This is a genomic window from Streptomyces sp. NPDC003248, assembly GCF_055563235.1.
The window spans coordinates 480,270-501,130 of record NZ_JBVHDT010000002.1; the positions used below are offsets into that span (position 1 = coordinate 480,270).

General features: G+C 72.9%; 14 protein-coding genes. 2 read left to right on the forward strand and 12 right to left on the reverse strand.

Annotated features, from left to right (window positions below; all coding sequences use genetic code 11):
• Nucleotides 1-108 precede the first annotated feature (108 nt).
• From ACZ3KJ_RS07515 to ACZ3KJ_RS07525, 3 genes are all read right to left on the reverse strand, one after another.
• The gene (locus ACZ3KJ_RS07515) at nucleotides 109-1,101 is read right to left on the reverse strand and encodes a sporulation protein (RefSeq protein ID WP_467525355.1); all 993 of its coding nucleotides are present in this window, start codon (nucleotides 1,099-1,101) and stop codon (nucleotides 109-111) included.
• Between the two features lie 77 nt (nucleotides 1,102-1,178).
• Nucleotides 1,179-1,499 (reverse strand): P-loop NTPase family protein, encoded by a 321-nt coding sequence (locus ACZ3KJ_RS07520; protein WP_467525356.1) that lies wholly within the window; start codon nucleotides 1,497-1,499, stop codon nucleotides 1,179-1,181.
• 286 nt (nucleotides 1,500-1,785) lie between these two features.
• The gene (locus tag ACZ3KJ_RS07525) at nucleotides 1,786-3,525 is read right to left on the reverse strand and encodes a CocE/NonD family hydrolase (RefSeq protein ID WP_467525358.1); all 1,740 of its coding nucleotides are present in this window, start codon (nucleotides 3,523-3,525) and stop codon (nucleotides 1,786-1,788) included.
• A 178-nt stretch (nucleotides 3,526-3,703) separates the two neighbouring features.
• Between ACZ3KJ_RS07525 and ACZ3KJ_RS07530 the strand changes: the two genes are divergently transcribed.
• Complete coding sequence (locus ACZ3KJ_RS07530; RefSeq protein WP_467525360.1) at nucleotides 3,704-4,645, forward strand: MBL fold metallo-hydrolase; 942 nt, start codon at nucleotides 3,704-3,706, stop codon at nucleotides 4,643-4,645.
• A gap of 78 nt (nucleotides 4,646-4,723) precedes the next feature.
• Here the strand turns inward: ACZ3KJ_RS07530 and ACZ3KJ_RS07535 are convergent, their stop codons facing one another.
• The 6 genes from ACZ3KJ_RS07535 to ACZ3KJ_RS07560 form a co-directional block, all read right to left on the reverse strand.
• Nucleotides 4,724-5,650, reverse strand: a complete 927-nt coding sequence (locus ACZ3KJ_RS07535; protein WP_467525361.1) for an alpha/beta hydrolase — start codon at nucleotides 5,648-5,650, stop codon at nucleotides 4,724-4,726.
• Nucleotides 5,651-5,652: 2 nt separating this feature from the next.
• Nucleotides 5,653-6,768: an FAD-dependent oxidoreductase gene (locus ACZ3KJ_RS07540; protein ID WP_467525363.1), complete on the reverse strand. Its 1,116-nt coding sequence runs from the start codon at nucleotides 6,766-6,768 to the stop codon at nucleotides 5,653-5,655.
• A 69-nt stretch (nucleotides 6,769-6,837) separates the two neighbouring features.
• Nucleotides 6,838-7,791 (reverse strand): phosphotriesterase family protein, encoded by a 954-nt coding sequence (locus tag ACZ3KJ_RS07545; RefSeq protein ID WP_467525365.1) that lies wholly within the window; start codon nucleotides 7,789-7,791, stop codon nucleotides 6,838-6,840.
• 33 nt (nucleotides 7,792-7,824) lie between these two features.
• A complete protein-coding gene (locus tag ACZ3KJ_RS07550) occupies nucleotides 7,825-8,814 on the reverse strand; it encodes a phosphotriesterase family protein (RefSeq protein ID WP_467525366.1) in 990 nt (329 codons plus the stop codon).
• A gap of 436 nt (nucleotides 8,815-9,250) precedes the next feature.
• Nucleotides 9,251-9,994, reverse strand: coding sequence for a GntR family transcriptional regulator (locus tag ACZ3KJ_RS07555; protein ID WP_467525368.1), 744 nt, complete (start codon nucleotides 9,992-9,994; stop codon nucleotides 9,251-9,253).
• A 185-nt stretch (nucleotides 9,995-10,179) separates the two neighbouring features.
• Complete coding sequence (locus ACZ3KJ_RS07560) at nucleotides 10,180-10,635, reverse strand: MerR family transcriptional regulator (protein ID WP_467525369.1); 456 nt, start codon at nucleotides 10,633-10,635, stop codon at nucleotides 10,180-10,182.
• A gap of 65 nt (nucleotides 10,636-10,700) precedes the next feature.
• On the opposite strand from ACZ3KJ_RS07560, the gene ACZ3KJ_RS07565 reads away from it, so the two are divergent.
• Entirely contained in the window at nucleotides 10,701-11,921 is a 1,221-nt protein-coding gene (locus tag ACZ3KJ_RS07565) for an MFS transporter (protein ID WP_467525370.1), read from the forward strand.
• Between the two features lie 162 nt (nucleotides 11,922-12,083).
• Here ACZ3KJ_RS07565 and ACZ3KJ_RS07570 read toward each other — a convergent pair whose 3' ends face one another.
• From ACZ3KJ_RS07570 to ACZ3KJ_RS07580, 3 genes are read right to left on the reverse strand one after another with little or no spacing between them, the layout of a single operon-like run.
• The gene (locus ACZ3KJ_RS07570; protein ID WP_467525371.1) at nucleotides 12,084-13,007 is read right to left on the reverse strand and encodes a hypothetical protein; all 924 of its coding nucleotides are present in this window, start codon (nucleotides 13,005-13,007) and stop codon (nucleotides 12,084-12,086) included.
• A gap of 2 nt (nucleotides 13,008-13,009) precedes the next feature.
• The gene (locus tag ACZ3KJ_RS07575) at nucleotides 13,010-14,767 is read right to left on the reverse strand and encodes a sulfite reductase subunit alpha (RefSeq protein WP_467525771.1); all 1,758 of its coding nucleotides are present in this window, start codon (nucleotides 14,765-14,767) and stop codon (nucleotides 13,010-13,012) included.
• 5 nt (nucleotides 14,768-14,772) lie between these two features.
• Nucleotides 14,773-20,391, reverse strand: coding sequence for a glutamate synthase-related protein (locus ACZ3KJ_RS07580; RefSeq protein ID WP_467525373.1), 5,619 nt, complete (start codon nucleotides 20,389-20,391; stop codon nucleotides 14,773-14,775).
• Between the last annotated feature and the right edge of the window lie 470 nt (nucleotides 20,392-20,861).

The following is a 20,861-nucleotide window of genomic DNA, read 5'->3' on the forward strand; positions in this document are numbered from 1 at the left end:
GTCGGGGCCCGTCCTGCCCGGGCGGCAGCCGGCTCCCCGGTTCAGTTCTACAGCAATGTAGAAACGAGTGCGCCGCCCGGTGAGTTCCCGTCCGCTCCGCCCGCCGCCTCAGTCCTCTTCCCCGCCCTCCCCCTCGTCGTCGCCCTCGAAGAAGTCGCCCACCTCGTCGATCACTTCGGCCGCCACCATGCCGCCGACGACACCGACCGCGAGCCCGGCCGCGCCCGCGGCGACGGCGGTGCCCACGCCGGGTCCCGAGCGGTGGCCGTCGTGGTCGCCGTACCCGTGTCCGGGGTGGCCCGCGTGTCCGTAGGAGGCGTGGGAGTCGTACGCCGCCCGGTGCTCGACCAGGTGGCGGATCCAGCCGTCGACCTCGGTGTTCCAGTCGCGGGAGTCGTGGTGCCCCACGGTGAAGCGGGTGAGCGCGTCGTGGCCGGAGGAGAAGAGGCCGCCGCGCTTGTCCGCCTCCAGGACGACCTCCACGCCGGCCGGGCCGGCCAGGAAGGTCAGCTCGATCTCGTCGACCTGGTGCGCGTACTGCGGCGCCGGGGTCAGCTCGATCTCCTGGTAGAAGGGCAGCTGCTGGCCGGTGCCGCCGATGCGCCCGTACTCCAGGCCGGCGGACCGGAAGCCGAAGCCGAGCTGCCCGAGCGCTTCGAGGACCGCCTCCTGCACGGGCAGCGGGGCGACGTTCAGCCGGTCCAGGTCGCCCTTGTCCCTGGCGCCGGCCACGGCCAGTTCGGTCCGTACGCCGAGGACGACGCCCAGGCCCTGCCCGTACAGCTCGGTGACGGGTGTCTCCCACGGCAGGGCCATGGTGAAGGGGACGCCGCGCTCCTCGCCCGCCGCGAGGCGGAACCCGCCGCCGACGGTGAACCGCTCGAAGGCGACCACGCCCTCGCTCTCCCCGTCCTCGTGCTCGGCCTCGACCCGTGCGACCAGCTCCAGGGTGATGTGCTCGACGTCGAAGTCGGCGTCGCCGCCCTTGAGCCGGACCTGGCCGGTCAGTGCGCCGCCGGGGCGGGCGGCTCCCGGGTCGAGGACCGTGTCGACCGTGGGTCCGCCGAGGCCGAGCGATCCGAGCAGTCGTTTGAACACCATCGTGGCGTCCACTCCTTCACGTGCGTGTGACCAACTGGTTCTACAGGCACGTAGAAGCATAGGGGGTGCGTCGCCGGTCAGCCGTGACCGGCGAGCAGGCCGTGCATCGCGGCCGCCGTGCGCTCCGGGGTGTCCCGCTTGTTGACGCGGACCTCGACGTACCGGGTGCCGCTCGCCGCGTGCCGGTCGCGGACGGCGGCGACGCTCAGCGGGGCGCACGGGACGATCGCCACGACCCCGTTGCGCGCCAGCACCTCGGCCAGCAGGCCCGTGCGCCGGGTGTCGGCGCCCAGGTCGTCGTACCGGTCGAGCACCTCGACCCGGCGCCACTCGGCCGTGAGCCGTTCGGCCAGCGCGTAGGCGGCCGCGAGCCGGTCGGCCGTCGAGGGGCCCGTCACCCAGACCGTCGCGCCGGGACAGGTACATCGGCACCTCCCGTCGTGCACGCCGTTCAGCACGGGCGCCCCCCGGCGCGAGTCACCTGACGCACCGTCGGACTGCCCAAGACCATCGCTGGCGCCTCCCTGCGAACCATGCGGAACCCGACGCTCCCGGTGAGAGCTGGACCATGATGCGGTGCGTTCCTGGTCGTGCCATGGGGAGCAGATGAGAATCCCGTGACTCTTCTTCCGAACCGGCCCGGACGACTCGCGCGGACCGGGCGGCCCGTGACGGCCGGTCCGGCTACTTCCGCGCCGCCGCCTCACGCGTGGTGAAGGGCAGCACCAGCCGCGACGGGTGGGCCGCGTCGCGGTAGATCTTGTGGGTCACGGGGCGGCCAACCGGCAGGTGGAAGGCGTCCGGCGGCAGCAGCGCGTTGTGCTCGTCGGCCGGCGGCTCGGCGTTGGACAGCTCCGCGACCAGCTTGTGGCCCGGCAGGAACGTCGCCGCGAACGGGTAGACGCGCAGCACGTACTCCTCGATGCTCCCCGGCTCGACCGGCACCGCGCGGGTGTGCGGGTGGTAGGGGTCGCCCTCGGTGGTGCGCTCCTCGTCGAGCTCGCGGTGCGAGGCCTTGAGGTAGGCGGTCGTGATGAGCTGCCGTCCGCCGTGCGGGGCCTCGTCCCACAGGCGCAGGACGAAGTTGGTGTCGGGCTGGTCGATCTCCGCGAAGAGGTGCGCCGCGCCCTGGCCGATCATCTCGGTGGGCTCGGTGAACGGGGCGGTGCTCCAGCTGAGGATCTCCACCCGGTCGGTCACCGTCAGCGGCGCCTGGTAGAAGCCGTCGGGGGCGGCGTGCTCGGCGCCCATCGGCTCGGGCTCGAAGGAGAGCTTGTGGCGCGGGCGGAGGTAGAGCGACGTGTGCTCGACGTCCTTCGGGGGCCACTGCGCCCCGGTGACGGTCTCGCGCGAGCCCTCGACGTGGACGGTGACGGCGGGCTCGTCCATGATCCCGTTGTCGATGCCCTTGATCCAGTACTCGTACCAGCGGAACATCTTGTCGTGCTCCTCGACGAAGGGGCGCGACTGCATCGGCGGGTAGGGGCCGATGTCGAGCTTCTTCGGGCCCTTCAGCGCGTGGAAGAGCTCGATGGTGCCGTCCATCGTCCAGCCGCGGCCCTGGTCGATCTGGAGCCAGACCGGGATGTCGATCCGCGGCGCGAGCGTGATGGGGTTGCGCTCCTCGTACCACTCGCCGTCGACCTCGTTCATCACGATGTCGAACCAGGCCTCGTGGTTCTCCGGGTAGTTCAGCACGTGGACCAGGTTCGGCCAGGCGGCCACGTCCGGGTCGCGGAGCCGCCTGTCGACCTTCTCCTTGATCTCCTCGGCGGAGAAGGTCTCCAGCATGCGGGACCTGACGCGGTCGGTGAAGGCCCAGCCGGAGTCGCCGCCGCGGCCCTCGCGGGCGGCCCGCGGCATGAACCACATGACGCCGCCGTGGTACGTCGTCTCGTAGAAGTCGTAGTGGCCGCCGCTGACGAAGATCGCCTTCAGGCTCGGCGGGCGCTCGGCGGCGGCCAGCACCTGCATCGAGCCGAAGTAGGAGATGCCGATCATGCCGACGTTGCCGTCGCACCACGGCTGCGCGGCCACCCACTCGATGACGTCGTAGGCGTCCTGGCCGAGCGGGACACCGCCGGCGTTGTAGTTGCCGATGTGCTCGCCCTCGGAAGCGCCGGAGCCGCGCAGGTCGCCGATGACGTGGACGTAGCCCTCCTTGACGACGCGGGCGATGTCGCCCGCCTCGATGCAGCCGTCCCACATCGGGCTGGGGCGCCGCTGCGGGGGCGTCGTGAGGGCGAGGGCCTGGAGTTCCTTGCCGTAGGGGCTGAGCGCCACCAGGGCCGGGCGCGGCGCCTCGGGGTCGGCGCCGGTGTAGGCGTCGGCCGCCAGGGTGATGCCGTCGCGCATGGGGACCCGGAGGTCCTTGCGGATGGTGATCTTCTCCCCGCCGGCGTCCCACGTCTTGAAATCAGCCATCAGCGTGCAGCTCCCTCTTTCCCCGTACGGATGCCCGTGGGTGCCGGCAGAGCGGTCTCCCCATCATGAACAACGCATATTATTATATTAATATGGTTCGGGCAAACGGTCGACGGAGACCGGTCGACGTGACCGGTCGACGGAGACCGGGGCCCGTCCCGGCGAAGGAGAGACATCGATGACGAACGACGTCACCATCCACCCCCTGTGGTCGCCGTGGGGGCGCTTCGGCCTCTACAGCTTCTTCATCGACGCGCCCGAACCGGCCGTCGTCGACACCGGCATCGCCTCCTCGCCCGAGGGCGGCATGGTCCCCGCCCTGGAGAAACTCGGCCGCTCCGTCGAGGAGGTCCGCTGGATCCTGCTCACCCACGGCCACATCGACCACCTCGGCGGCGCCCACGCCCTGTGGGAGCTGACCGGCCGCAGGGCCCAGGTCGTCCTCCACGAGGCCGACGTCCCCCTGCTGCGCTCCCGCCGCGCCCACGTCGAGAACTACCTGGACGTGCGCGGCCGCTACCTGAACGACCCGCACGGCGAGGACGAGCAGACGGAGACCGCCCGGGCCGTCATCTCCGGCGAGATGGAGCCGACCGTCCTGCTCAAGGGCGGCGAGACGCTCTCCCTCGGCGGCGACGTCACCGTCACCGCGCACCCCGTCCCCGGCCACACCGCCGGCTCGGTCGCCTACGCCGTGAACGGCCAGGACTCGGTCTTCGCCGGCGACGCCGTCCAGATCCACGGCGCCGCCAACGGCTTCCCCGGCTACGAGGACCCGGTCGCCTACCGCGAGAGCCTGCTGCGCCTGCGGGACGGGATCCGGCCGAAGGAGCTGTACCTGGGCCACCCCTACCGGGGCGCGGACGGGGTGCCGTACGAGGTCCGCCTCGACGAGGAGGGCGCCCGCCGCGCGCTCCAGGAGAGCCTGGACATCGAGGCCCGGGTCGCCGGGGCCGCCCGCCGCGCCCTGGCCGACGGTCTCGCCGAGACCGACTCGCCGTACTCGCCCTACCAGCGGGTCGCCGAGGAACTGGGCTACCGGGGCGACCCGACCCTGGAGCCGTCCCCGTTCTTCACCACCCTGCACGGCTACCGCACGCTGTTCGCCGCGGAGCGCTGAGCGCGGATCCCGGCCGACGCCGGCCGGAACGGAAAGGGGCGACGCGCATCGTGGGATGCGCGCCGCCCCTTCCGGTGCTCAGCTCCCGTTCAAGAAGGCGGCCGTCTCCTCGAACACCTGGTGGAACTCGGGAATCCAGGCGAAGTTGACGACGAACCCGTGGTTGGCGCCCGCGTACCGGCGGACGGTGGTGTCCACGCCCGCCTCGGCGAGCCGGCGGCCGTACAGCTCGCCCTCGTCCCGCAGCGGGTCGAACTCGGCGGTGACGACCAGGGCGCGCGGCAGACCCGACAGGTCCGCGCGCCTGACCGGCGACACCAGCGGGTCCGCCGGGTCCGCGCCGCCCTCGACGTAGAACGAGTTCCAGGGCTTCAGCCCGGCCGTCTCCAGGCCGTACCCCTCGGCGTTCTCCTTCCGCGACGGGTAGCGGTCGACGTCGAAGTCCAGGTCCACGGACGGGTAGAACAGCACCTGGTGGGTGATGCGGTCGAACCCGTCGTCGTGGGCCAGCGCCGTGACCGCGGCGGCGAAGGTGCCGCCGGAGCTGTCGCCGGCGACGGCGAGGTTCCCGCCGTCCCACCTCAGGTCCGCGCCGTGCTCGGCGGCCCAGCGGACCACCTGGTAGCAGTCCTGGAGGCCGGCCGGGAACGCGGCCTCCGGCGCCAGCCGGTAGCCGACCGAGACGACCTTGTGGCCGGTCTCCTTCGCCAGCGCCCGGGCGGTCCCGTCGTGGCTGTCCAGGCTGCCGGAGAAGAACGCGCCGCCGTGGAAGTACACCAGCAGGCCGTACGCGTCGGCCTCGACGGGCGTGTAGATCCGCACCGGCACCTCGCCCGCCGCCGTGGACGCGACGACGTCCTCGACGGCGTGCAGCGGCAGCCGGTCCTCGGCCGGCGGGACGTGCGCGGCGTCCATGGCGCGGATCACCGCCGGGTCCGGCGGCGCGCCGTGGTCGAACGGGGGGAGCGTCGCGAGCAGCGCGGCGATCTCGGGGTGGATCGGCATGGTCACCGCTCCTGGGGCGCGGCGGCCGGCTTCTGGCCGGGGAAGACGTCGCTGATCTCTTCCTCGGTCCAGCCCTGGCGCGAGATGCGCTGGAGCTCGTCGGTGACCGGCTTGCGGACGGACTGGAAGAGGGCCAGGGCCTCGGGCAGGGTGTCCGCCTCGCGCAGCGCGTCGGCGAGCGCGCCGGCGTCCTGGATGGCGGAGTTCGCGCCCTGGCCCTGGTGGTGCAGCATCGAGTGGGCCGCGTCGCCGACGAGGACGACGGAGCCGGTGTGCCAGGTGTCGAGCGGGTCGATGTCGTAGACCGCGCGGATGTTCACGGCGTCCATGTCGAGGCCGCGGGTGATCTCCACGATGCGCTCGTCGAAGTCCCGGACCGTCGCCACGATGTCCTCCTTCGTGACCTCCGGCGCCCAGGTGGCGTCCGGGCACAGCGCGGTGATGTCGAAGGACACCTGGCCGCGGTGGCGCAGCGGCAGCAGGTAGACCTTCGTCCCCTTGCCGATGTACATCCGCAGGTTGTCGTCGGTGACCATGCCCCGGGCGTCGTCCACGGAGATCACGGCGCGGTAGGCGTGCTCGCCGGAGAAGACCGGCTCCTTGTCGCTGAACAGCTCCTTGCGGACCACCGACCGGATGCCGTCGGCGCCGATGACGAGGTCGGCGTCGACCGTCGTGCCGTTGGCGAAGGTGAGGGTGGCGCGGTCGCCGTGGTCCTGGACGCCCTCCAGCTTGTGGCCGAGCTTGACCATGCCCTCGGGCAGGACGCCCAGCAGCGCCTCGATGAAGTCCCCGCGGTGGATCAGGTGGGTCTTGGTGAGCTCGCCGTGGGCGGGCCACCGCTCCTGGAGGATGGGCTCGCAGGTGCCCGACAGGATTTCGAAGCGGTCGCTGGGCGAGCTGACCTTCGCGATCGCCTCGAAGACGCCCCACTCGTGGAACCGGGCGACGGTGGAGGGGCGCAGGCCGATGCCGGCGCCCACCTCGCGGATCCGGCCGGCCTGCTCGTAGACGTCGACCCGGGCGCCGAGCAGGCTCAGGGCCTTGGCCGTCGCCGCGCCGCCGTATCCCGCACCGATCACGGCGACTTTGAGGTTGTGCAGTTCCGAAGACTTCATTGCTACATCGCTTTCTCACGTCCGGCGCGTCCTCGCGCCCGCGGCCCAACTGTGCTGATCGGTCCCGGATCAGTCGCGGATGGTCAGGAAATCGGCGGGATTGTCCTCGAACAGCCTCTTGATCCGCGCGTCGTCGATGCCCGCGCCGCGCAGGTCGGGGATGAGGTCCTCGAAGATGTAGTTCACCGTGTGGCCCTTGACGCCCGGCCAGCCCAGCGGGCTGCAATTGGCGTCGGCCGAGACCAGGGCCTGGTCGAAGAAGCCCTGCTCGGTGAACTCGATGAAGTGGTCCAGGCGCTCCTGACGGGGACGGGCCCAGAACGGCGGGTCCTCCAGCTCCGTCTCGTAGCCCCAGGTGTCGAAGCCGATCCGGGCGCCGAGTCCGGCGAGCCAGGTCCAGGGGGTGATCGACGCGTTCACCCCGTCGTCCACGTGCCCGAAGAGCACGCGGTGCAGGGGGAGGCCCTCCTCCTGGAAGATGGCGACCGCCGGCTCGGGGTCGATGGCGAGGTGCGTGAGGACGGGCACGCCCGTCGACACGGCGGCCCGGGCCGCCGCGCGGTAGATGCGTTTGTCCAGCTCGGTCATCCGGCCGCCGCGGCTCACGCCGACCTTGATGATGCCGGCCCTGCTGCCGGTGTTCCCGATGCCCACGGTGATCTCGTGGACGAACTGCCGGGTCAGGTAGTCGACGGACGCCCGCTCGAAGAACGGCAGGGCGGTGTCGCCGCCGACGAAGCCGGTGCAGGCGACGATGTGCACGCCGGTCTTGGCGGACAGCGACTTGTAGTAGTCGACGTCGCGGCCGTTGCAGATGCCCGTCGCGTCGACGAAGGTGCCGCCGCCGTACGCGTGGAACTTCCGCAGCTTCGGGACGGTCTCCTCGTACCGCGCCTCGGGCGTCTTCCACCACCTGGTGTCCAGCTCGGAGCCGGGCATGCCGTAGCCGATGTGCTCGTGGATGGCCACCACGCCCAGTTCTTCGGCGGGGATCGTCCCGAGGACGGTGTTTACCTTTGACATGGTCTCACTCAGAATCTGTGCGGCGTGGGCTGGTCAGCGCTGGGTCAGCAGGTCGCGCGGGTTGTCCACGAGGATGCGGCGGGCGTCCTCGTCGCCGAGTCCCAGGGACTTCGCCAGGGGGACGAACGCCGTGGAGACGTGGCTGTACGGCAGCTCGTGGGCGGGGTGGCCCTTGGCCACGCCGATCGCGTTGGCCGACAGCAGGACCCGGTCGCCGTGACCGGCCGCCACCAGCTCCAGCACCAGGGCGGCGCGCTCGCGGTCGGTGACGTACGCGCCGTCGTCGTCCAGGCCGACGTGGTCCAGGGCGACGTACGCACCCCGGCGGGCGACCTCGAGCGGGGCGCCTGCCGCCACCGCGTCCCTGCGGTCCAGGCCGCCGACGACCACGCGGTCGGCGGGCACCTTCTCGTCCAGGACGATGTCGAGGTCGCCCGGCGCGTCGGCGCCGTACCGGACGGAGACCGGTACGCCGGTGGCGAGCGCCGCCCGGGCCGCACCCCGGAACAGGCTCTCCTCGGTGGCGGTGATGCCGTCCTCGGCGGCGGCGGTGACGACCAGGCCGGCCGGGGCGCGCCGCTCCACCCGCGGGACGACCATGCCCTCGGTGATCTCCTTGGTGAACAGGTCGGCGAACTTCTCGGCCGGCCAGGGCGTCGGCGGGTTGGTCTGCGGCGTCAGGAAGTAGCCGCCGAGCAGCTTCTCGGGGCCCATGCCCGTGGACGCGACGATGTGCACGCCGGTCGAGCGCGAGAGCGCCTCGTACAGCCTCACGTCGCGGCCGTGGAACATGCCCGTGCTGTCCACGACGGTCTTCCCGCCGTGGTCGCGGAAGTCGGTCAGCTTCGCCGCCAGGACCTCGAAGATCTCGGCGCGGTCCATGGTCACGTCGTACGCGTGCTCGGCGCCCGGGAGCACGGAGAGCAGCGCCTCGTGGATCGCGACGACCCCCAGGTCGTCCGCCGGAACGGGCCCCAGAACCGTGTTGACGGTCTTGCCCTTGGCGGTCTGTGCGCCCGTCATGGGCACTTCCTTTCGTCAGCGTCGTTCCGGCGGTGGTCGACGAACGAGGGCAGTGCACCGGGAAGCCCGACGTCCGTCGGCCCGACGTCCGCCGTGCAGGTCGCACCCCACCGCCTTGTGGAGGGAACCATCGCCGTATATTGATATATTGTAATGCTAAAGTCAAGGGGTGTGAGGGCCTCCCTCCGCTCTTCGCCGAGGGGTGTGCGGGCCGTCCGGGCGGCGGTGGGCGGTGTGACGGAAGCGGTGCCGGCCGCGGCGCGGACGCGCGCCTCCACGGTATGCAGCCCGGCGTCCGCGGGCAGCCCGCGGCGGGGGTGGGCGCGGAGGCGGGGTGGCGGGAACCTGGTCGCGTCAGGGGGTCAGGGGGCCCCGCGCGGGGTCCCGAGGAGCAGGCCCGGGCGCCTGTCGCCCCGCCCGGGCCGCTCCGTGCGGATCACCCGCTGGTGACGAACCGGTACTTGAACTCCTCGGCCTGGTGCACCGCGGTACGCCAGCCCGCGGGCAGCCCGCCCGTCGTGAAGAAGATCGTCTCGATGACGAGCAGCGGGCTCCCCACGCCGACCCCCAGGGTCGCCGCCTGGTCGGCGGTCGCCGCCGTCGCCCAGGCCTCGTGCTCGGCCCGGTCGAGGGTGATGCCGAAACCCTTCCTCAGCAGCTCGAAGGCCGATCCCTCGTCCTCCAGTTCCGCCGCCGTGGGCTTGAACTCCTCGGGCGCCCGGATGTAGACGCCCGCCTCGACGAGCGGCTCGTCCTCCACCAGGATCAGGCGGTTGAAGTGCAGGAGCCGCTCGTGCGCCGCGATCCCCAGGCGGTCCCGGATCCGGGCGGGCGGCTCCACCCGCTCGATGCCGGTCACCTTCGACGCGGGGTGCAGTCCGCTGTCGGAGAGGTACTGGTACAGGGCCCCCGGCCGTACATCGGCCGGCCGGTGCACCCGGGTGCCGGGAACCGGGAAGGTGCCCTTGCCCTGGCGGCGGTAGACGTATCCCTCGGTCGCCAGCTCCTTCAGGGCCTGCCGGATGGGCGCGCGGCTCACGTCGAAGCGGCCGAGCAGCTGCTCCTCGGTCATCGGCTTCTGGGGGTCCGCGGTCCCCCCGGCGATCTCGGCGCGCAGGATGTCTTTTATCTGCCGGTACAGGGGGACCCCGGACGAGAGATCGAGTTCGCCGTTCGCCATGAGTCTTCGGGCCCTCCACATCGTTGGTCGCCGGCGGTGTGCGTCTCCCCGAAGTCAAGCACAGACCGGCGTGAACACGAGCGATGTCCGTCCGCGGGGGATCCGGCCACCACGTGGCGTCCGGTCCGGTCGGGCCGTCACGGTCTGCCCGTCACGGTCAGGTCGTCACTGTCAGGCCGTCACGGTCAGGCCGACACGGGCAGGTCCTCGCCCGCGGTGGCGGGCGGCACCGGTTCCCCCGCTTCCTCCGGTTCCCCCGGTTCCCGTGGGGCGGCCGGGTCCCGGTCCCGGCGTACGGCGTCGACGTAGTCGGAGATGGCGTCCCTGCTGCGGACCAGGCACTCGATCCGCCGCGTCATACGGTCCAGCTCCCGCTCCAGCGTCGCGATCGTCTCCGGCGTCGCGTCGGCGACGCGGATGGACCGGGGCTGCTTCAGGCACGGCAGCACCTGCCGGATGACGCGGGTCGGCAGCCCGGCGTCGAGCAGCCCCCTGATCTGGAGGACCCGGTCCACGCTGCGCTCGCAGTAGTCCCGGTATCCGTTCGGCGAGCGGTCCGGGACCAGCAGGCCCTGTTCCTCGTAGTAGCGCAGCATCCGGCGCGGGGTTCCCGTCCGCTCGGCCAGCTCCCCTATACGCATGTGGCCCACCTCACGCGGAGACGACTTGACCTTCACATAGATGTGAGGGTTGGACGATACCGTGCATGACAACGCCCGAGACAGAACTCCCGGCCGGCGAACCGTCGGCACCGGAGGCGCCGCGACTGCCTCTCTCCCCGCTGCTCGCCCTGGCCACCGCCGCGTTCATGAGCATACTGACCGAGGCCTTACCGGCCGGCGTCCTGCCGGAGATGGCCCGCGGCCTCTCCGTCGGCGAGTCCGCGGCGGGACAGACGCTGACGGTCTACGCGATCGCCACGGGCCTCTCGGCCGTCCCCGTCTCGGTGGCCACGGCGACATGGCGGCGCAAGAGGCTGCTGCTGCTCGCCGTGACGGTCTTCGCCGTCGCCAACCTCGTCACGGCCCTCTCCTCCAGCTACGCCCTGACGATGGTCTTCCGCCTCGCCGCCGGGGTGGCCGCCGCCGCCGTGTGGGCCGAACTCGTCGGCTACGCCCGCCGTCTGGCCCCGCCGCACCTCCAGGGCCGGGCGATCGCCGTCACCATGGCCGGTGTCCCGCTGGCGCTCTCCCTCGGCATTCCCGTGGGCACCTTCCTGGGCGAGGCGTTCGGCTGGCGGCTGACCTTCGGGCTGGTGGCCTCGGTCTCCGTCCTCCTGCTCGGGTGGATCTCGGTCTCGGTCCCGGACCACCCCGGGCGGCAGCCCGGCAAGCGCGAGCCCGTCCTCGGGGCGCTGAGGCTGCCCGGCGTGGTGGCGGTGCTCTTCGTGGTCGCCGCCTACGTCCTGGCGCACAACGTCCTCTACACCTACATCGCCACCTTCCTCGACGAGCACGCCATGGGCGGCTCCCGCGACCTCGTGCTGCTGGTCTTCGGCATCGCCTCCGTGGTGAGCATCCTCGTCACCGGAGCCCTGGTCGACCGCCGGCTGCGCACGCTGACCGTCGTCAGCAGCGTCCTGTTCCTGGTGGCGTCCGGCATGCTGACGGTGCTGGCCGACAGCGCCGCCCCGGTCTACCTGGCGATGGTGCTCTGGGGCCTCGGCTGGGGCGGCGTGACCACCCTGCTCCAGACCGCGGTCACCGACGCGGGCGGCGACCGCGGACAGGCGCTGCTGGTCAGCACCTGGAACTTCGCCATGGCCGGCGGCGGCGCCGTCGGAGGCGTCCTCCTCGACGCCCTCGGCCCCGACTCCTTCCCCTGGAGCGTCCTGATCCTGATGACGCCCGTCCTGCTCGTCGTCCTCGGCGCCCGCACCCACGCCTTCCCCGCCGAACGCCCGGGCACGGAAGTGACGACCCGCTGATCCCCCGCCCGCGCGAACCCCCGGAACCCCGGCCCGGCACCCGTTCCCCGCGTGCCGGGCCGAGACCCTCCGCATGCCTGCGGAGCGGCGCACGTCGGACACGGCCGGCTAGGGCCTGTCGTTGGATCAGGTCGCAGAGACCCCGACAGCGCCCGGCAGGCCCTAGGCGTCCGGCAGTGACGCCGTCAGGTGCTCCCACGCCGCGTGCACGTCCGCCCCGACGATCCCGAACTGCGTGATGACCGCGACGCAGCGGCCGTCCTCGTCGTCGAGTTCGATCGCCGACGTCGGGCCGTGCGCCGCCGTGGAGCGGACGAGGTGGCACGCCCGGACGCCCGCGAGGTCGATCTCCACCGAGCTCTCCGCGACCGCCGCGAACACCCGCCCGCCGACGGTCCGGTCGGTGACGTGCACCCGGCCGCCGCACGCCTGGAGGGCCGCCGGGGCGAACACCGCGACGCCGATCGGCAGCCCGACGGAGCAGACGTGGTCGAGCACCGCGGGCACGACGCCGGGCGCGATGGTCCGGTGCTCGCCGCGGTACCGGTGGAACGCCCCGCGCCGGGCGGTGCCGCCGTCCGCGAGGACCGCGTCGAGCTGGGCGAGCTGGTCGCCGTACTCCCAGGCCGGCACCTCGGGCGCCGCGGACGGTCCGGGGGCCGACGCCCCGGCGTCGACCGTGCGGGCGAGTCCGGCCAGCAGCCGGTCCCCCTCGGACAGCAGCCGCCCCTGGTGCGCGGTCCGGCCGGCCGCGTCGAGCAGGTGCAGGGCGACCGAGCCGGTGCCCGCGTCCCGCGCGACCACGGCCGAGGCGATCGCGTCGCCGTCGACGCGCAGCGCGATCGAGCCCGGGGTGACGGCGAACGCGTCGCCGCGCAGGCTCGGGACGGCGTAACTGCCGGCCTGGTCGATCCGCGCGACCGGCCCTCCGGTGACCGCCTGGACGTGCTGGAAGAGCGTCAGGCAGCGCGCCAGCTCCGGCATCCGCGCGTCGATCAGCCGCACGCTGCTGTCGCGCCGGCCGCAGCACCCCTCGAACGCGCACCGGCCGTCGGCACCCCGCGGCCCGGGATCGTGGTCCGTCATGCTCAGTACACGTCCCGCACGTAGCGCTTCGCCCGGCGCAGGTCGGCGAGGTACTCGGCGGCGTCGTCGTCCCCGCGTCCGCGCTGCTCGGCGATGACGCCCAGCAGGGCCGCCTCGACGTCCTTCGCCATGCGGGAGGCGTCGCCGCAGACGTAGAGGTGCGCGCCCTCCTCCAGCCACGCGTACAGCTCGCGCGACCGCTCCCGCATCCGGGTCTGCACGTAGACCTTCTCGGCCTGGTCGCGCGAGAACGCCAGGTCGAGTTCGGTGAGCACACCGCGCTCGCGCAGCTCGGTCAGCTCGTCCTCGTACACGAAGTCGGTGGCGCGGTGCTGGTCGCCGAAGAACAGCCAGTTGCGCCCGGAGGCGCCCCGCGCGGCCCGCTCGTGCAGGAAGCCGCGGAACGGCGCGATGCCGGTGCCGGGGCCGATCATGACCATCGGGGCGTCGTCGTCCGCCGGGACGCCGAAGGAGGCGTTCGGCTGGAGGTGGACGCCCACGGTCGCGTCCTCGCCGACGCGGTCCGCGAGGTAGGTCGACGCGACGCCCTCGTACCGGCGGTGCGGGGTGCCGTACCGGACGGACGCGACGGTGAGGTGGATGCGGTCCGGGTGGGCGAGCGGACTCGACGAGATCGAGTACTGCCGCGCCTGGAGCGGCCGCAGGAACGGCAGCAGCTCGTCGAGGCCGGGCGCGGCGGCCCCGGCGTCACGGAGCAGGTCGAACACGTCCCGGCCCCAGAGCCAGGAGTCCAGGTCGGACCGGTCGCCGTGCGCGACGACCGAGGCGAGGTCGCTCGACGGCGCCCGCTCGACGAGGTCGGCGACCAGTTCCTTCGACGGGGTGCGGATCTCGCGTTCGGTGCGCAGCACCTCGGCGAGCGGCCGCCCGTCGACCTCCTCCTCACCGCTCGCGCCGAGCTGTTCCAGGAGCGCGCCGACGAGCGTGTCGTCGTTCACCGGTACGACGGCGAGCGCGTCGCCGGCCTCGTAGGTGATGCCGCTGTCGCCGAGGTCGAACTCGTAGTGGCGGATCTCCTTGGCGCTGCCCGGCGCGGACAGCAGCCGGTTCACCGCGAGCCGGGACCGGTACGGGTTGCGCCGGTTCCAGGTGGAGCGGGGCCGGGACGCCTTCGCCGTCGAGCCCGAGCCCGCGCCCGCCCCCGTACCCGCGCCCGTCGCGCCGGTCTCCGCGGCGACCCGGTCCAGCACCGCCGCCGTCCACACCGCCGCGGGCTCCTCGAAGTCCACGTCGCAGTCGACGCGGTCGTGCACCCGGGTGGCGCCGAGCTGCTCCAGGCGGGTGTCGATGAGCTTCGCGGCCTGGCAGAAGTCGTCGTAGCCGCGGTCGCCGAGCCCGAGGACCGCGTAGCGCAGGCCCTCCAGCCGCGGTGCCGTGCCGGCCTGGAGCGCCTCCCAGAACAGCCCGGCGTTGTCGGGCATCTCGCCCTCGCCGTACGTCGAGGTGACGACGAGCACGTGGGACATCGCGGCGAGCCGCTCCGGCGTGACGGCGTCGAGCGCGGTGGCGGTCGCGCCGAGGCCGCGGGCGCGGGCCCCGGCGACGAGCTCGTCGGCGAGGAACTCGGCGTTGCCGGTCTGCGTGCCGAACAGCACGTCGATCGTCGCGGCGGGCGCGGCGCCCGCCGCGCCGTCCTGGCGTCCGGCGGCCGCGATGCCGGCGATGAACCCGGCGAGCCAGGCCTCCTGCTCGGCGGAGAAGGGCGCGTCGGCCGGGATGAGGGACCCGGTCGGGGGCATGAGGGTCACGCGGTCACCGTCTCGGTCGGGGCCTGCGGGGCACGGCGTCCGGCGATGTCGGCGAGGGCCGCGGTCGCGAGCAGCTCGTCGAACCGGGCGGCCCGCACGCGGCCGGCGTTCTTCGTGTTCTGGTGGACGATCCACCCGTAGGTGCCGGGGGCGTCCACGCTGAGGTTGTTGCGCTGCCGGAGCGCCTGCTTGTAGTCGTCGAGGCGCTTGACCGCGATGAGCGTGGCGAGCTCGTCGTCGTCGAACCGCTCCAGCGTGCCGCGCAGGTACTTCACGACGCGCTGCTTGACGAAGAAGTCCTCGGTGAGGACGAGGTTGCGGACGGCCTCGGCGACCCGCGGGTCGCCCGGACCGCTCGCCCCGGGCACCCGCTGGAGCGCGACGTCCTGCGCGACGCCGAGCACCGTGTACGACGACAGCAGCGAGAACATGTCGTCGCCGCCCTCGTCGCCGAAGGCCGGGGCCCGGCCGCCGAGCACGGTGCGGCGGTCGCGGTAGTCGACCTTGAACGCGCGGAGCTTGTCCGTCGCGATCGACGTCGCCAGCTCGTCCAGGAGCTGGCCGCGGGTCGCGGCGGCGAGGATCTCCCCGGCGTCCTGGTACAGCAGCAGCGCCCGGGGCATCCCGCAGTACACGTGCTGCCGCTCGCTCGCCCAGTCCTCCAGCAGCCGGGCCGCGAGCGGCGAACCGGTCGCCTCCAGGTGCCAGGTCAGGAGCAGCCGTACGGCCTCCTCGTGGAAGGCGCCGTGCCCGGTGTCGGTCACCGGGAACACCAGCAGCGAGTCGGCGCTCACCCGGCCGGGAAGTTCGCCCGACGGGTCGTACTGGTAGAGGAACCCGCCGCTCATGCCGTTGCCGAGGCCCTTGCCGAAGCCGCCGAGGTTGAGCACGGTGCCGCCGGTCATGTACTCGCAGCCGAAGTCGCCGACGCCCTCGACGACCGCGGTCGCGCCGGAGTTGCGCACGGCGAACCGGTCGCCGGCCTCGCCCTGCACGAACGTCCGGCCGCCGGTCGCGCCGAACAGCGCGAAGTTCCCGACGAGGACGTTGCCGCCGCGCTCCGCGCTGCCGCCGCCCGGGGCGCGCACGACGATCCGGCCGCCGCTCTGGCTCTTGCCGACGCCGTCGTTGGCGGTGCCGGTGTGCTCGAGGGTGATGCCGTCGTTGCAGAACACGCCGTACGACTGGCCGGCGGACCCGGTGGTGCGGATCCGGACGGCGCCGTCGACGAGGCGGCGCCGGCCGCGGTCGTCGGTGGTGACGGCGGGGACGTCACCGTCGAACGCGTGGTCCCCGTGGTTGAGGAGCCGCTCGACGTCGATGCCGAGCTGTCCGCCGACGGACTTGTCGCTGTTGCCGAGGCGGATGCCCTCGACGAGCAGGGACGGCTCGCGCCGGTCGAGGAGCGCGGCGCGGACGCGCTCGATGAGGGCGTCGTCGGTGGTGAAGTCCTTCTCCAGGTACTCCGGGTCCGCCACGACCTTCTCGGGCACGCGGGCGAGCAGCCGGCGCACGTCGAGCCGCCCGACGCTCGCGGGGTGGTCGAGCAGCTGGAGCAGGTCCGTGCGGCCCCGGGCCTCGCGCAGCGACCGCAGGCCGAGGCGGGCGAGGATCTGCCGGACGTCGTGCGCGATGTTGAGCAGGTACTGCGCCAGCGCGCGCGGGTCGCCCTCGAAGGCCTCGGCGTTGGTGGTGAGCCCGGCGGGGCACTTCACGTTGCAGTTCTTCGCCATGACGCAGCCGAGCATCATCAGCGCGGTCGTGCCGAACTCGAAGCTGTCGCCGCCGAGCAGCGCCGACGTGACGACGTCGCCGCCGGTCTGGTGCGCGCCGGAGCAGCGCAGGACAACCTTCTGCCGCAGCCCGTTGGCGACGAGCGCCTGGTGCACCTCGGCGATGCCGATCTCCGCCGACCGCCCCGCGTACTTCAGGCTCGTGACGGCCGCGGCGCCCGTGCCGCCGGTGTTCCCGGCGACGTTGATGACGTCCGCGCCGGCCTTGGCGACGCCGACCGCGATGGTGCCGATGCCCTCCGAGGACACCAGCTTCACGACCACCCGCACCCGCGCGGCCTTGCAGTCGTGGATGAGCTGCGCGAGGTCCTCGATCGAGTACGTGTCGTGGTGCGGCGGCGGTGAGATCAGCTCGATGCCCGGGGTGCCGCCGCGCGCGGCCGCGATGTCGACGGTGACCTTCGGCGCGGGCAGCTGACCGCCCTCGCCCGGCTTCGCCCCCTGCCCGATCTTGATCTCCAGCTCCTCCAGCATCGGATCGGCGAGGTAGCCCGCCCAGATGCCGAACCGGCCGGACGCGAACTGCTTGATCCGGGAGCCGCGGACGGTGCCGTACCGGGAGTGGTGCTCGCCGCCCTCACCGCTGTTCGACATCGCGCCGACCATGTTCGCGCCGTGCGCGACGGCCTCGTGCGCGGTCGCCACGAGCGCGCCGTGGCTCATCGCGCCGGAGGCGAGCGCGCGGGTGATCTCGTGCGCGGGCTGCACCTCGTCGAGCGGCACGCTGTCGGGCGCGCCGTCGAGGAGGGTGAGCAGCTGGGCGGCGGAACCGGTGGCGGTGACGACGACGCCGTCGGCCGCCGCGTCGAGCGTGGCGACCTCGCCGGGGTGGGCGAGGGCGAGCCCTTCGGCGAGGGCGGCGTGGCGCCGGGCGTCGTCGTCGGATCCGGCGGGTCCGGTGGATCCGGCGTCGTCGTCGGATCCGACGGGTTCGGTGGATCCGGTGGGTCCGGTGGGGGTGAGGCGCAGCCGGACCGTCACCGCACCGTCGCCGGCCCGGTCCGTGACGGTCGCGACGACGCCGCGGGCCGTGACGCTCGCGTTGCCGGTCGTGGAGAACCGGCCCAGCTCGCGGGCGAAGTCCTCCGGCGTGCGCAGCCCGGTGACGTCCGCGGGCAGCGCGAGCACGTCCCGCAGCGCGGACGGGCGGCGGGACCGCTCCTCGTGCGTCGTCCGCAGGAAGGCGCGGTACCCCGGCGTGATCCGGAACGCGTCGATCTCGGCGTCGCTGAGCGCGTCGTACCCGGTGTTGCGGTACGCGGCGTCGGTGATGCCGAACGCGTCGTCGAGCCGGCCGAGGGTGAGCAGCCGGAGCGCGTCCGGGTCGCCGGGCCGTTCGAACTGCGGCCGCTCCTCGACCATGTCGCCGAAGCCGCGCACGGCCGAGACGCCGAACGAGTGCCCGGCGCCGTCCGACCGCTCCTTGAACAGGCCGAGCAGCGGGATCTGCTGCTCGGTCTCCACGGTCCGGGCCCGCTCGTGCCAGTCCGTCGCGGCCTGCGCGATGCGGGCGAACCCGACACCGCCGACCGGGGCCTCCATGTGCGGGAAGATCCGCGCGAACACGTCGTCGCGGGTGTCGAGGTAGTTCGGCTCGAAGAACTCGCCGCCGATGTAGCTCTCGGCGGTGCACAGCCCGACGCGGCCCATGGTCTTGGCGAGGGACTTCTCGGCCGCCTTGCGGAACCTGGCCAGCGCCCGGTCGGTCTCGGTGATCTCGCCCGCGGGTGCCGGCGCGCTCGGGTGCTTCTCCTCGGCGCGCAGCCGTGCGCTGAGGCTGTACACCGCCGAGGCGCCGAAGCCGAGCGCGGTCGCGACGTGGTGCGAGGAGGACAGCTGCCCGCTCTCCGCCACGATCGAGACGCGCAGCCGCAGCCCGGTCTCGATGAGGCGCTGGTTCACCGCCGCGACGGCGAGGATCACCGGCAGCGGGGCGCGCGTCGACGAGATCGCCCGGTCGGTGAGGAGCGCGATGCCGCCCTGCTCGGCGGCGAACCGCTCCACGTCGTCGCAGAGCACGTGCAGGGCCGACCGGAGCGCGTCGGCGTTGGCCCGCTCGTCGCCCGGCACCGGCTCGTAGAGCATGGCGAACCGCTCCAGCGGCACGATCCGCTGGTCGCGCAGCCGGACCATGTCGAGGTGCCCGAGCACGGGCGACGACACGACGAGCTGCCGGCCGCTGGTGTGGTGGGTGCCGTCGGGCTTCGGGCCGAGCGCGACCCGCATGCTCATGCCGTCGGCCTCGCGGATGCTGTCCAGCGGCGGGTTGGTCACCTGGGCGAAGCGCTGCGAGAAGTACTTCGCCATGCCGCCCTCGGTGTCGCTGAGCGCGTTGATGGCGTTGCCGTAGCCCATCGCCGAGATCCGCTCCGACCCGTCGGCGAGCATCGGGTCGAGCATGAACCGGAAGCTCTCCTGGTTCAGCGAGTACGCCACGTACCGGCCGGCGAGGGTGAGGTCGCCGTCGTAGCCGAGCGTCGTCGTGCCGCGGTAGTAGTCGGGGGCGGGCAGGTCGTCGAGGTTCACCCGGGCCGCGTCGAGCAGTTCGCTGTACGGCCGGCGCGCGGCGAGGGCGTCGAGCACCTCGCGGGTGCGCATCCGGCGGCCGGTGCGGTGGTCGACGACGAGCATGCCGCCGGCCTCGATCCGGCCCCGGTGCACGACCTCGTCGTCGGGGAACGCGACCTGGCCGGCCTCCGACGCCACCATGAGGTACTCGGCGGTCTCGACGGTGCGCAGCGGGCGCAGGCCGAGCCGGTCGAGCCGGGCGCCGACGACGTCCCCGTCGCTGAAGATCACGGCCGCCGGGCCGTCGTTCTTCTCCTCGTACAGCGAGAAGTACTCCAGCATGTCCCGGACGGCGGCGGGCAGGGTGCGGTCGTTCTCCCAGGCGGGCGGCATGAGCGACACGACCGCCTCGACGATGTCCAGGCCGTCGTCGAACACCCGGCTCTGGAGGGTCTGGTCGAGCCGGGAGGAGTCGGACTGCCCCGGCGGGCGCACGATGCTGCGCGTCCGGGCGCGGGCGAGGGCCTCGTCGGAGAGCCGGTTCTTGCGGTCGGTGTTCAGCTCGCCGTTGTGCGCCATGAGGCGGAAGGGCTGCGCCATGGTCGGGTGCGGCTCGGTGTTCGTGGAGAACCGGGTGTGGAAGTACAGCGACCGCACGGAGTGCCGCGGATCGCCGAGGTCGCGGAAGTACGGGATGACCTCGCCGGAGTTGAGCCGTCCCTTGAGCACCTGCGTGCGCGCGCTCAGCGAGAGCGGGTACAGCCCGGCGTACGCGTCGTCGGCATAGGCGACGGCCTCGACCGCGAGCAGGGCACGGTTGGCCGCCGCGTCGACCTCGTGCCGCTCCCACCCCTGCGGGGCCCGGAACACCCACTGCACGATGGGCAGCTGGTACTGCTCGGCGACGGGCCGGGCGACGGTGTGGTCCACGGGGACGTCGCGGACCAGCAGCACGTCGAAGCCCTGCTCGGCGATGCTCCGCCCGACGAGGTCCACCGCGCCGTCGCGGCGGCCGGCGTCGGTCGGCACGAAGCAGTTCGCGACGCCGAAGTGCCCGGCGCGCAGGTCCTCGCCGGTGAGCGCGCCGAAGAACTCCACCGACAGGTCGACGCTCACGCCCGCGCCGTCGCCGACGCCCTCGGAGGACTTGCCGCCCCGGTGCGGGATGGCGCGGAGCGCTTCGTCGCCCTTGCGGATGACGTCATGGCTCGGCGTCCCGTCGAGGCGGGTGATGAAGCCGACGCCGCAGTCGCTGTGGTCGACGGCGGGGTCGTACAGACCGAGGGCCGAGGCCGAGGAGGGTGCAAGATTCAAGTGCGGGTCCTGTGAGCGGGTTCCGGCTGGGGGTACCTCCCAGGCCCTCGAGGCACTGGGGGAGGACGGCCAGGCTGCGTCGGTGGAGCGCTCGCCGCGGGCGGACCGGTGTGACGGCCCAGACCCTGAGTGGTGCGATTGTCGACGGTAAGCCTCACCTAACTTCCGCCGCAAGAGTGTGTCCTGCACGTATACGTCACATTGCCGCCGCCGTCACGCGCCTTTCCGGCCCCGGGGTGGGGACCGAAAGGCGCGGGCTGGGAGTGGGCTGGGAGTGGACCGGGTGCGGGCCGGGCGCGGGCTGTGCGTCGGCCGGGCGTGGGGCAGGGCGTCCTAGGCGGCTACGGCGTCGACGGTGACCGGGATGTTCCTGGCGGTGCCGCTTGCTGCGTCACCTGTCCAGGCGGTGACTGCGTGGTTGCAGTCTTACGGGTCGCTGGTCAAGGGGGTGACGTGGTCGACAGTGCCGC